Annotated in this window: 12 protein-coding genes; 9 read left to right on the forward strand and 3 right to left on the reverse strand. The window is 70.1% G+C overall.

Annotation, left to right across the window (positions count from 1 at the left end; genetic code table 11):
• Positions 1–309 precede the first annotated feature (309 nt).
• The 4 genes from glmM to GGR24_RS11110 all read left to right on the forward strand — a co-directional run bounded on the left by glmM (position 310) and on the right by GGR24_RS11110 (position 4,793).
• Complete coding sequence (gene glmM, locus GGR24_RS11095; RefSeq protein WP_183395425.1) at positions 310–1,656, forward strand: phosphoglucosamine mutase; 1,347 nt, start codon at positions 310–312, stop codon at positions 1,654–1,656.
• Between the two features lie 197 nt (positions 1,657–1,853).
• Entirely contained in the window at positions 1,854–2,618 is a 765-nt protein-coding gene (locus tag GGR24_RS11100) for an outer membrane protein (RefSeq protein ID WP_183395426.1), read from the forward strand.
• A 195-nt stretch (positions 2,619–2,813) separates the two neighbouring features.
• Complete coding sequence (locus GGR24_RS11105; RefSeq protein WP_183395427.1) at positions 2,814–3,986, forward strand: phosphoserine transaminase; 1,173 nt, start codon at positions 2,814–2,816, stop codon at positions 3,984–3,986.
• Between the two features lie 48 nt (positions 3,987–4,034).
• Positions 4,035–4,793: an enhanced serine sensitivity protein SseB C-terminal domain-containing protein gene (locus tag GGR24_RS11110; protein WP_183395428.1), complete on the forward strand. Its 759-nt coding sequence runs from the start codon at positions 4,035–4,037 to the stop codon at positions 4,791–4,793.
• A 47-nt stretch (positions 4,794–4,840) separates the two neighbouring features.
• On the opposite strand, the gene GGR24_RS11115 is transcribed toward GGR24_RS11110, so the two are convergent.
• Together GGR24_RS11115 and GGR24_RS11120 are read right to left on the reverse strand one after the other, a co-directional pair.
• Positions 4,841–5,551, reverse strand: coding sequence for a hypothetical protein (locus GGR24_RS11115; protein WP_183395429.1), 711 nt, complete (start codon positions 5,549–5,551; stop codon positions 4,841–4,843).
• A gap of 125 nt (positions 5,552–5,676) precedes the next feature.
• Positions 5,677–6,297, reverse strand: a complete 621-nt coding sequence (locus GGR24_RS11120; protein ID WP_183395430.1) for a DUF1134 domain-containing protein — start codon at positions 6,295–6,297, stop codon at positions 5,677–5,679.
• Positions 6,298–6,467: 170 nt separating this feature from the next.
• Between GGR24_RS11120 and GGR24_RS11125 the strand changes: the two genes are divergently transcribed.
• Positions 6,468–6,935 (forward strand): YHS domain-containing (seleno)protein, encoded by a 468-nt coding sequence (locus tag GGR24_RS11125; protein WP_183395431.1) that lies wholly within the window; start codon positions 6,468–6,470, stop codon positions 6,933–6,935.
• 7 nt (positions 6,936–6,942) lie between these two features.
• On the opposite strand, the gene cysQ is transcribed toward GGR24_RS11125, so the two are convergent.
• Positions 6,943–7,755 (reverse strand): 3'(2'),5'-bisphosphate nucleotidase CysQ, encoded by an 813-nt coding sequence (cysQ, locus tag GGR24_RS11130; protein ID WP_183395432.1) that lies wholly within the window; start codon positions 7,753–7,755, stop codon positions 6,943–6,945.
• A gap of 152 nt (positions 7,756–7,907) precedes the next feature.
• On the opposite strand from cysQ, the gene chpT reads away from it, so the two are divergent.
• The 4 genes from chpT to GGR24_RS11150 all read left to right on the forward strand — a co-directional run bounded on the left by chpT (position 7,908) and on the right by GGR24_RS11150 (position 12,191).
• On the forward strand, positions 7,908–8,585 hold the full coding sequence (chpT, locus tag GGR24_RS11135) for a histidine phosphotransferase ChpT (RefSeq protein WP_183395433.1): 678 nt from the start codon (positions 7,908–7,910) through the stop codon (positions 8,583–8,585).
• Positions 8,586–8,679: 94 nt separating this feature from the next.
• Positions 8,680–11,316, forward strand: coding sequence for a hybrid sensor histidine kinase/response regulator (locus GGR24_RS11140; protein WP_183395681.1), 2,637 nt, complete (start codon positions 8,680–8,682; stop codon positions 11,314–11,316).
• The gene (locus tag GGR24_RS11145; RefSeq protein WP_183395434.1) at positions 11,313–11,771 is read left to right on the forward strand and encodes a chemotaxis protein CheW; all 459 of its coding nucleotides are present in this window, start codon (positions 11,313–11,315) and stop codon (positions 11,769–11,771) included. Before GGR24_RS11140 ends, GGR24_RS11145 begins: the two co-directional genes overlap by 4 nt.
• A 54-nt stretch (positions 11,772–11,825) precedes the next feature.
• Positions 11,826–12,191 carry a response regulator gene (locus GGR24_RS11150; protein WP_183395435.1) on the forward strand — a complete coding sequence of 122 codons (366 nt, stop codon included), beginning with the start codon at positions 11,826–11,828 and terminating at the stop codon, positions 12,189–12,191.
• Positions 12,192–12,193 lie beyond the last annotated feature (2 nt).

The raw sequence follows: 12,193 nt of genomic DNA on the forward strand, positions 1-12,193 counted from the left end.
GCCGCGACTCTTTTAGCGAGCCGCGGTCCTGCCGCCGTTGTTGGCGGCGCTGCAAGCGGGCGACAAGTTCAAGGTTTTATCAATGGAAGTGCTTCCAATTCTTTCGGGATATACTGCCAGTTAAACTTGGAGGCCCGCGCTCCGACGCGAATCCGCACAGATGCGTCGGGAAGCCGGCCGCAGCCGCTTTCGCCCCGGCGCGGCGTCCCCTTTGACCTCGCTCATCCTTTTTGAACCGCAATGCGGTATCGTGACCATGACAGGAAACGAGCAGCGCGCGGCTGGCCGCGCGCGATGCAGGAGCGCTTGATGACGCGCAAATATTTCGGCACCGACGGCATCCGCGGACGCGCCAACAAGTTCCCGATCACGCCCGACTTCGCGCTGAAGGTCGGCATGGCGGCCGGCATCGCCTTCCGCCGGGGCGACTACCGCCACCGCGTCGTCATCGGCAAGGACACGCGGCTTTCAGGCTACATGATCGAGAGCGCCCTGCAGGCCGGCTTCACCTCGGTCGGCGTCAACGTCCTGCTGGTGGGGCCGCTGCCGACCCCTGCGGTCGCGCTGATCACCCGCTCGATGCGCGCCGATCTCGGCGTGATGATCTCGGCCTCGCACAATCCGTATGACGACAACGGCATCAAGCTGTTCGCGCCGGACGGCTACAAGCTGTCCGACGAGGTCGAGGCGGAGATCGAGGCGCTGCTGGATTCGGATCTCGGGCCGAAGCTCGCGGCCTCGGCGGGCCTTGGCCGCGCGAAGCGGATCGACGACGCGCAGGCCCGCTACATCGAGTTCGCGAAGCGGACGGTCAGCCGCAATCTCTCGCTCGAAGGGCTAAGGATCGTCGTCGATTGCGCCAACGGCGCCGCCTACAAGGTCGCGCCGGAAGCGCTTTGGGAGCTCGGCGCGGAGGTGGTGGCGATCGGCGTCGAGCCGAACGGCGTCAACATCAATCGCGACGTGGGCTCGACCTCGCCCTCGGCCCTGATCGCCAAGGTCCACGAGACCCGCGCCGACCTCGGCATCGCGCTCGACGGCGACGCCGACCGGGTGATGATCGTCGACGAGAAGGGGCAGATCGTCGACGGCGACCAGCTGATGGCGGTCGTGGGCTCCTCCTGGGCCGAAGAGGGCAGGCTGAGCGCCCCCGGCCTGGTCTCGACCGTGATGGCGAACCTGGGCTTCGAGAGGTATCTGGCCTCGATCGGCCTGACGCTGGAGCGCACGCCGGTCGGCGACCGCTACGTCGTCGAGCGCATGCGGGCGCAGGGCTACAACGTCGGGGGAGAGCCCTCCGGCCACATCGTGCTGTCGGACTACGCCACCACGGGCGACGGGCTGGTCGCGGCCCTGCAGCTTCTGGCCGTGGTGCAGAAGGCCGGCAAGCCGGTGTCGGAGGTCTGCCACCGCTTCGAGCCGCTGCCGCAGATCCTGAAGAACGTGCGCTACAAGTCCGGCCGCCCGCTGGATGACGAGAAGGTCCGCGCCGCGATCACCGACGCCACCGAACGCCTGGGCGCGCATGGCCGGCTGGTGATCCGACCATCCGGCACCGAGCCGGTGATCCGGGTGATGGCCGAGGGGGACGACCACGACCTCGTCTCGCACGTCGTCGACGACGTCGTCGACGTCATCACGCGCGTGGCCGCCTGAGGTCCCGCCGATACTGTCCGCGCGTGGCCGGCGCTATGTGTTGCGCCGGCGAGACAACAGTCACCGCGTAGTCCAGCCAGCACGGTTAAAGGTTAAGGTTAAACGCTCATTAACGACTTACCTGCCAGTGTGCCGTCCGTGAGATGAACATGCGCTGCCTCGCTGTTGCGGGCGCCGCAGATCAAGGACATGGCAGGATGGCCAAGCTCTCGACCTACGCGCTTGCCGGCGCGGCACTACTCGCGCTCGCGCCGGTCGCGAGCCGCGCAGCCGATCTTCCCGAACCGCCGCTGCTCGAGCCGGCGCCCGAGCCCGTCGAGTTCGGCTCCAACTGGTATCTGCGCGGCGACATCGGCTACAAGGTCTACCGCGATCCCAAGGCTCGCTACGACACCAACGCGCCGGCTTTCGCGGGCAACCGCAGCTTCAGCGGCGAGAAGATGGGCGACGCGGTCGTCTTCGGCGGCGGCGTCGGCTACAGGTTCAACGAGTGGTTCCGCACCGACGTCACCGCGGACTACGAGACCCGCTCGCGCTTCCGCGGCCGGCTGTTCTGCCCCGGCCCCTGCGGCGGCTCCGGCACGTCTCGCGAGACCATGAAGATCGACGCGTTCACGATCTTCGCGAACGCCTATTTCGACGCCGGCACTTACTACGGCTTCACGCCTTACGTCGGCGGCGGCATCGGCGCGGCCTATCTCGACGTCCACAACTACCGCTCGAACTCGGCCGGCAATCCGTCCTATTCCGGCGACGGCAAGTGGAACTTCGCGTGGAACCTGACGGCCGGCGTCGGCTACGAGGTCAGCGACAACCTGATCATCGACACCAACTACCGCTTCGTCGATCTGGGCGAGGCCCGCTCCAAGCCGATCGCGGCCGCCGGCGGCCGCGGCCGGGTGAAGGTCGACGATATCCAGGCCCACGAGTTCCGCGTCGGCTTCCGCTACCTGCTCGACTGACGCCTTCCGACGCTCACGGCGATCAAGGCGGCGCGCCAGCGCCGCCTTTTTTGCGTTTTGCGCCGCCCGGCGATCGTCCGAAGGGCTGCCCTGCAGTCTCCCGGGCTCCTGGCGGCTTGACGCGCGGGAGGGCCCGGCTGATAGGGAGCGTTCCGAACCCCGTTCTTTCGAGGTTCGGTCCGTGAGGATGCAGCAATGACCAATGTCGCCCCGCGCGTGCGGCCCCAGAACCCGAATTTCTCGTCAGGCCCCTGTTCCAAGCGTCCCGGCTGGTCGCTCGACGCCCTGAAGGACGCGGCGCTCGGCCGTTCGCATCGTTCCCCGCTTGGCAGGGCCAAGCTGAAGGAGGCGATCGACCTCACGCGCGAGGTGCTCGAAGTGCCTGCGAGCCACCGCATCGCGATCGTGCCGGGCTCCGACACCGGCGCCGTCGAGATGGCGATGTGGTCCTTGCTCGGCGCCCGCGGCGTCGAGGTTCTGGCATGGGAGAGCTTCGGCGCGATCTGGGTGACCGACGCGGTGGCCCAACTGCGCCTGCCGAACGTGAAGGCCACGGTCGCCGAGTTCGGCAAGCTGCCCGACCTGTCCGCCGTCGATTTCGACAATGACGTGGTGTTCACCTGGAACGGCACGACCGCCGGCGTCTGCGTGCCGAACGCCGACTGGATCCCCGCGGACCGCGCGGGCCTCACGATCTGCGACGCGACCTCCGCCGCGTTCGCGATGGAGCTCGACTACGCCAAGCTCGATGTCGTGACCTTCTCCTGGCAGAAGATCATGGGCGGAGAGGCCGCGCATGGCGTGCTGATCCTCGGGCCGCGCGCGGTCGAGCGCCTGGAGAGCTACGTGCCGGCTTGGCCGTTGCCGAAGCTGTTCCGCATGACGCATGACGGCAAGCTGGACGAGGGGCTGTTCCAGGGCGACGTGATCAACACGCCGTCCATGCTCTGCGTGGAGGACTATCTCGACGCGCTGAAGTGGGGCCGCTCGGTCGGCGGCCTCAAGGGTCTGGTCGGGCGGGCGAACCGCAACGCCGCGGTCATCCACGATTACGTGGCGCGGACGCCGTGGCTCCAGAACCTGGCCGAGGATCCGGCGACGCGCGCCAACACCGGCGTCTGCCTGCGCATCGTCGACCCCGCCGTGCTGGCGCTGCCGGCGGCCGAGCAGAGAGCGTTCGCCAACCAGCTCGTCGGCCTGATCGAGGCGCAGCGCGTCGGCTACGACTTCGGCGCCTATCGGGACGCGCCTCCCGGCCTACGCATCTGGTGCGGCGCGACCGTCGAAGCCTCCGATCTCGCTGCGCTCACCGAATGGCTCGACTGGGCCTACGCCGAACTGCGCCCGGGCCTCGCCAAGGCCGCGTGACGTCCCTGCGGCCGCATCTGCGGCCGCGCAAGCAACCGGAGAGCGCCGATGTTCACCCCCGAGAACGACCTCGAGCGCTCGCTGGTCCGGGCCGCCGAACAGCCGGAGCACCGCGCCGCGTTCCTCAAGGAACTGCTGGACGCGGAGCTCGCCTTCGCCCTCATCGACAGCGGCGACGCGCGTGAAGGCTATGTGGTCCCGGAGGTCAGCAACGACGATCTGTCCTTCGTGCCGGTCTTCACCTCGGAGAGCCGGATCAAGGCGATGTTCGGCGACGAGAAGCTGCAGGTCGTCCGGCAGACCTTCCGGCAGATCCTCGAGCAGATCGACGACGCCAATTTCGTGCTGAATCCCGGCTCGGACTACGGTCGCGAGCTGATGGCCGAGGACGTCGCCTGCATGCTCGACGGCGATTTCGAGCGCGCGGCCGAAGGTTTCGAGGACGACGACCAGGATGGCGACGGCGCTGAGGAAGAGCCCCCGATGATGATCGGCGAACCGTCGCCGGCCCCGGTCCATCTGACCGCGCCGCTGGCCGCGCTGTTCGCCACGATCCCCGAGGTGAAGAAGGCCCATATCGGTCAGGCGGTGTTCGCCGATTCCGAAGGGGTGCGCCGCCTGGTCATCGGCCTCACGGTGGAAGGCGACATCGACGCCGTTCTCGACCGGGTCGGCGAGGTGCTGGAGACTGCCGCGCGGCCGTCCGACGTCATCGACTTCGTCGAGGCGCCGGGCTCGCCGCTCGACGAGTACTTCTCGCGGGACCTGAAGCCGTTCTACAGCCGGAACGATCCGCAGCCGGCCTGACGTGCGGCGACGCGAGACGCGGGGCCCGCGTCTCCTCGTAATCCGGACTAGCTGACCGGCGAGACCAGCCTGACGCGGTCGCGGTCGGGCGTCTCGCGCGGGCGGGGCTCGTCAGGCTCATCCGCCCCCGCCGCGCGAACGATCGCATCGGCGACTTCATCGAGACGCGTCCGCAAGGCGCGCAGCGCCTCGGCGTCGGCCGCCGAGAGCGCCGCCCGCTGGGGAAGCTGCGGCTCCGGGCCCGCGGCAGGCGCCGCCTGGGCGCGCAGCGAGAGGACCTCGGCGCTCCGGCGCGTCAGCTCGGTCTCAGACCGATCCCCCTCGGCCGTCGCGCCTTCCGCGGCGCGGCCGGCGTCGAGCTCAGCCTGCACGGCCGCCGCACGACGTTCGCTGCGCTCGAGATCCGCTTTCAACGCGACCGCTTCGGCCTCGAGCGTCGCGATCCTCGCCTTGAGGTCCGCGATCTCGGCGCGCTGGCGAAGCTCCGTCGCATGCGCGCGCGCCGCGCCGATCTGGGCCTGCGCCGCGAGCGTCGCCTCCCGCTCCGCCCGCCGCTCCACGGCCCTCACGGCCATGGCATGCTCAGCCCGCAGGCGGTCCTGCGCGGCGATGATCTCGGACGCGGAGACGGGCAGGCGGTTCACCAGACGCTTGGTCGTCAGCCGGACCGCCCGGCGCCAGAACGCAGGCAGGAACAGCAGCCACAGCAGGGTGGCGAGCAGGAAGCCGAAGCTGGCGTAGAGGATGGGCTCGACCATTCAGGCTCGCTCGGCGCGCATTCGGCTGCTCACTGGCCTGGCGACCATATGCAGGCCGCAGGTCGTCCGCCCGCAGCCACAATGGCACACCGCCCAGGCCCCGCCAAGCGACCGGGCAGGAGACCTCAGAACGGGTTCCAGGTCGAGTTCGGCGTGAACTTCAGATAGCCGACATTGACGCCGAGCCGCGCGCCCACGCCGGTCCGGATCGGCACCAGCACGGTCTCGTAGTCCTTCAGCGCCGTCATGCCGAAGCCGCCGACCAGATAGGCCGAGCCGTTGACGCCGGCGAACCGGCTGAACAGCGCGTCCGGCGAGCGCAGATTGTAGACCAGGATCATCGTGCGGGCCCCGTCTCCGCCGAAGTCCAGGCCGAGCGAGGGGCCCTGCCAGTAGACCCGGTTGTCCGGCGCGCCGTCGCGGGTGAACAGCTTGCCCTCGCCGTAGCGCAAGCCGCCGATGAAGGCGCCGGAGCCTTCCTCGCCGAGGATGTAGGCGTTCGGCTCGCCCCACATGCTGGTGGCCTTCTCGACGATGCCGGCGAGCCCGCGGGTCGTGGACCCGAAGAACGAGTTGCCGCGATCGACGATCTCCTGGACCGAATAGGTTCGCCGGGGGCCTTCGTCGTCGCGGGAATAGGCGGCGCGCTCGGCGCGCGGCGCGCCGTCATACTGGGCGGACGCCGTGGTCGCGGCCGAGACGCCGACGCCGAACGCGAGACTCGTGATGAGCGCTCTCAGGATCATCGCTGCGTTCCTTCTCTCGGATGGCGCGTCGCGAGCGGCGAACCGCAGGGTCGCGCCGATTCGTTCCAATTTGAGCGATCCGCTTTACTGGAAGGTGAACGGCCCCGGATTACAGGAGAGAACGCTCACAAGGCCGCCGTGTGGCGCGCCGTCCGGGGACAGACGGGACGATGAGAACACCGCGCCTGTTCGGGCCGCTTCTGGGCATCGCATGCGCCGGTCTCCTGGCCGGAGCGGCGCAGGCCACGCCCGGACTGACCGAACGCGTCGTCTCCGATCCGGCGAGCGGCATCGCTCTCTACGGCTACGATCCGGTGGCCTATTTCACCGACGGCCGGCCCGTGCAGGGGCGCCGCGACATCGAGGTCGAATGGGGCGGAGCCGCCTGGCGCTTCGAGAGCGAGGCGAACCGCGCCGCCTTCCTGTCGAAGCCCGAGGCCTATGCGCCGCGCTATGGCGGCTACGATCCGCGCGCCGTGGCGCGAGGCGTGGCGGCCGCCGGCCACCCGCTGCTGTTCCGGATCAGCGGAGACCGCCTCTACCTGTTCCGCAGCCCCGAGGACCGCGACGCGGCGGCGAACCTGCGCGAAGCCGACGCCGCCTGGCCGAAGCTGCGCCGCCAGCTGATCGAGAACTGAGACCGGGTCAGGCGCTGCGCCGGCCCCAGGCCACGAAGCCGCCGTTCCGGAACCCGGCGTCCGCCTTGCCGTAGCGGAACCGGCCGCCGTCCGGGCTGGTCACGGACCCGCCCGCCGCCGCGAGCACCGCATGGCCGGCCGCCGTGTCCCACTCCATCGTGGGGCCGAAGCGCGGGTAGACGTCGGCCTCCCCTTCCGCCACCAGGCAGAACTTGAGGGACGAGCCCGCCGAGCGGCGGTGCGCCACCGGCAGCGTCGAAAGATAGGCCTCCGTCTGCGGATCGGCGTGGCTGCGGCTCGCCACCGCGCACAGGCCTTCGGCGGGCGCCGTCCGGGCGGCGATCGGCTGAAAGGCGGACGAAGCCGGAATCTCGCGCGAGGCCGCGCGCGCGACGCTGGCGCCGAGGCCGGCGGCGCCGATCCAGGTGGCTCCGAGCGCGGGAGCGTGCACGCAGCCGGCGACCGGCGCGCCGCCCGAAACCAGGCCGACGTTCACCGTGAACTCGCCGTTGCGCGCGATGAACTCGCGGGTGCCGTCGAGCGGGTCGACGAGCAGGAAGGTCTCCGGTGCGCTCGCGGGCGCGCCGTCGCGCGAGCTCGCCTCCTCGGCGATCACCGGCACATGCGGAAACAGCGCCGCGAGCCCCGAGATCAGGATGGCCTCGGCCCGCTCGTCGGCCTCCGTGACCGGGCTGCGGTCATCCTTCGCCCGTACGGCGATGCTCTCGGCCTCATAGACGTCGAGGATGGTCCGTCCCGCCTCGACGCACAGTCGGGCGAGCTCGTTCAGCAGGCGCGCATCGACAGCGTCGACGGTCATCGGCGGCTCCCAGGATGTGAGGCGCGGGTCTCGCCTTGAGGCGGGATACGCCAGCGTGTATCAGGCATGCTCGCTGCAGAAAGAACCGACTCGCGAGGCATGCGGGGGCCGAGCGCTCGGAACGCCGCACTCAAGCCTCGGCAGGAGCCCTGATGTCAACCTCCGACGAGATTCCCGGCACCGGCCTCATCACGCTCGACAGCCTCGATCTCGCGGCGCTCGTCGCGAGCCGGGTGTGCCATGACGTGATCAGCCCGGTGGGCGCCATCGTCAACGGCCTCGAGATTCTCGAGGACGAGAAGGACGAGGGCATGCGCGGCTTCGCGTTCGACCTCATCAAGAAGAGCGCGGCGCAGGCCTCGGCGCGGCTGCAGTTCTGCCGCATCGCGTTCGGCGCCGCCGGCTCGGCGGCCGCCATGCTGGATCTCGGCGACGCCGAGCAGGTCGCGCGCGGCTTCGTCGAGGACCAGAAGACCAAGCTCATCTGGGAGGCGCCGCGCCAGCTGCTGCCGAAGAACAAGGTGAAGCTGCTGCTGAACCTGGTGCTGGTGGCCGCGACCACGATCCCCCGCGGCGGCGCCATCACGGTCTCCGCGGTCGGCGAAGGCGAGGCCACCGAGTTCAAGCTCGCCACCGAGGGCCCCCACGCCCGGGTGCCGGCCAATGTGCTCGACCTGCTTGCGGGCCGCGCGCCCGACGACCGCATCGACGCCCATGTCATCCAGCCCTTCTACGCCGGGCTGGTCGCGCGCGCGGCCGAGATGACAGTCACGATCGAGGCCGAGGTCGAGGGCGAGCGCATCGTCACCTGGGCCCGCGTCGCCGCCTGAGGCGGTCGCGGGGGCGCGCTCCCGCAACCATCCGTTATGGTTTGTCAGCCATGATCCCCTTGCGCCGCGTGGCGCGCCATGTGGGGGCTTGGCGTTGGACGACCTGCTGCGCGACTTTCTGACCGAAACGGCGGAAAACCTCGATCTCGTTGACGTGGAGCTGGTTCGCTTCGAGCAGGAACCGGCGAACGCCAAGATCCTCGGCAACATCTTCCGTCTGGTTCACACGGTGAAGGGGACGTGCGGCTTCCTCGGCCTGCCGCGGCTCGAGGCTCTGGCGCACGCCGCCGAAACCCTGATGGGCGAGTTCCGCTCCGGCGCCATGGCGACGCCGGACGCCGTGACGCTGATCCTTGCGGCGATCGACCGGATCAAGGACATCCTGGCCGCGCTGGAGCGCACGGGCGCCGAGCCCGACGGCGACGACAGCGATCTGGTGCTCGAGCTCGAGCGCGTGTCCGCGGCGGTCAAGGCCGCGCCGCTCCAGGCCATTGAGCCTCCGCCGCCCGCCAATGACGTCCCGGCCCGCGAGCTCCGGCCCGGCGAGGTTTCGCTCGACGAACTGGAGCGCGCCTTTCGCGAGGCGCCGGGTCCGGACCTGCCGCCCGCGGCCAAGCCGGTGGCTGCGATCGCGCCCGTTCCGGCGGCGGCTCCCGCAGAGGACGCCGGGCGCGCCGAAAGCACGCTCGCCGGCCAGACCATCCGGGTCGGCGTCGACACGCTCGACCGGCTGATGACCATGGTCTCCGAGCTGGTCCTGACCCGCAACCAGCTGCTCGACACCGTCCGGCGGCAGGGCGAGAGCGACTTCGGACTTCCGCTGCAGCGGCTGAGCCACGTGACGGCCGAGCTGCAGGAAGGCGTGATGAAGACGCGCATGCAGCCGATCGGGGCCGCCTGGCGCGCGCTGCCGCGGCTGGTCCGCGACCTTGCGGCCGATCTCGGCAAGAAGATCGAGCTCGTCACCGAGGGCGCAGAGACCGAACTCGACCGCCAGGTGCTCGACCTCATCAAGGACCCGCTCACCCACATGGTCCGCAACTGCGCGGATCACGGGCTCGAGGGGCCGGCCGAGCGCGCCGCGGCGGGCAAGCCGGAGACCGGCGTGATCCGGCTGTCGGCCTATCATCAGGGCGGCTGCATCATCGTCGAGATCGCCGACGACGGCCGTGGCCTCGACGTCGAGCGGATCAAGAAGAAGGCGATCGCCAACGGTCTTGCGACCGAGTCCGAGATCGAGAAGATGTCGGACGCCCAGATTCACCGCTTCATCTTCGCGCCCGGCTTCTCGACCGCCGCGGCGGTGACGAGCGTGTCCGGCCGCGGCGTCGGCATGGACGTGGTGCGGGCCAACATCGAGCTGATCGGCGGGTCGGTCGACCTGCGCTCGACGCCCGGCAAGGGCTCCGCCGTCGTGATCCGCATCCCGCTGACGCTCGCCATCGTGTCGGCGCTGATGGTGACGCTCGGCTCCGAGATCTTCGCCATCCCGCAGCTCGCCGTGCTCGAGCTCGTCCGCGCCCGGCCGGGCGGCGAGCAGCGCATCGAGCGCATCGGCGACGCCCCGCTTCTCCGGCTCCGCGACCGCCTGCTGCCGCTGGTCCGGCTGCGCGGCCTGCTCGGCCTGCCGCAGCCCGAGGACGAGCAGGAGGACGACGCCTTCGTGGTCGTGCTCCAGTCCGGCGAGGACGCCTTCGGCCTCGTGGTCGACGACGTGCTCCACACCGAGGAGATCGTGGTCAAGCCGATGGCCTCGCGGCTCAAGGAGATCACGCTGTTCGCCGGCACCACCATCCTCGGCGACGGCTCGGTGGTGCTGATCCTCGACCCGAATGGCGTCGCGCAGGCCGCGGGCCCCGCGAGCGCGCATGACGCCGGCCTCGGCAAGGACGAGGGCGCGGAGGCCGCGGAGACCGGTTCGGTCGTGCCGCTGCTGCTGTTCCGCGCCGGCGGCGCCGCGCCCAAGGCCGCGCCGCTCGCGCTCGTGACCCGTCTGGAGATGATCGACGTCAGCGCCGTCGAGATCGCCGACGGCCGGGCGATGGTGCAGTATCGCGGCGCGCTGATGCCGCTGGTGCCCGCAGGCGCCGGCGTCCGGCTCAAGGAGAGCGGCGACCAGCCGCTGCTGGTGTTCTGCGACGACGGCCGCTCCTGCGGCTTCATCGTCGACGAGATCATCGACATCGTCGAGCAGCGCATCGAGATCGGCGTCTCCTCGGTGGCGGAGGGGGTGCTGGGCACGGCGGTGATCGCCGGCCGCGCCACCGAGATCCTCGACGTCGGCCACCACCTGACGCTCGCCTTCGACGACTGGCTGAAGCGCAAGGACCGGCCGACCGAGTCCGCCCTGCAGCCCTGTGTGCTGCTGGTCGACGACAGCGCCTTCTTCCGCAACATGCTGACGCCGGTGCTGACGGCCGCGGGCTACCGCGTCACCTGCGCGAATGGCGGCGCCGAGGCGCTCGACCTGCTCGGCCGCGGTCGGCGCTTCGACGTGATCGTCTCCGACATCGAGATGCCGGGCATGGACGGCTTCGCGCTCGCCCAGGCGCTGCTCGCCGAGCCGCTCGCGGCCGGGATCCCGATCCTCGCGCTGTCCTCCCTCACAGGGTCGAGCGTCGTGCAGCGCGCCCGCCAGGCCGGCTTCAGCGAATATGTCGCGAAGTTCGACCGGCCGGGCCTCATCGCCGCCCTCCAGCATTTCGCGCCAGGCTACAGGAACGCCGCATGAGCGACAGCGCCGGAACCCGCAGCTACGTCACGGTCGAGGTCGGCGGCCAGATCTTCGGCATAGCGATCGAGCGGGTGCGGGAGGTGTTCCTCCCGGACCGCCTGACGCATGTGCCGCTGGCGCCTCCGGACGTGGCCGGCGTGCTCAATCTGCGCGGCCGGATCGTGACGGCGATCGACATGCGGCTGCGCCTCAGCCTGCCGCCGCGCGCCTCTGACCAGCGCCCGATGGCGATCGGCATCGACCACAAGCAGGAGGCCTTCGCGCTGCTCGTCGACTCGGTGGGCGACGTCCTCGACCTGTGCGAGAGCCAGCGGGAGACCACGCCGGCGACGCTCGCGCCGCGCTGGGCTTCCGTCGCCGAGTGCGTCCATCGGCTCGACGGCCGCCTGCTGCTGGTGCTCGACGTCGACCGGGCGCTGGAGCCGCCGGCCGCGGCCGCGATCGCCGCCTGAGACAGATTGAGAAGGCCGCGTCCGCCGCTGGCGCGCCATCCGGAGCCGAACGCGATGAAACACTGCCTGGTCGTCGACGATTCGAGCGTCATCCGAAAGGTCGCTCGTCGCATCCTGGAAGGCCATGACCTCCGCATCTCGGAGGCCGAGAACGGCCAGAGCGCGCTGGCGCTGTGCAAGCAGGCGATGCCGGACGGCATTCTGCTCGACTGGAACATGCCGGTGATGGACGGCTTCGACTTTCTGGCCGAGCTCCGCTCGCTGCCGGGCGGCGACGCGCCGAAGGTGGTCTTCTGCACCACCGAAAACGACGTCGCCCACATCGCGCGCGCGATGCGCGCCGGGGCCGACGAGTATGTGATGAAGCCCTTCGACAAGGAGATCATCACGTCCAAGTTCGCCGAGGTTGGACTTCTCTGAAG

It is taken from the genome of Hansschlegelia beijingensis (genome assembly GCF_014196425.1).
Classification (GTDB): domain Bacteria; phylum Pseudomonadota; class Alphaproteobacteria; order Rhizobiales; family Methylopilaceae; genus Methylopila; species Methylopila beijingensis.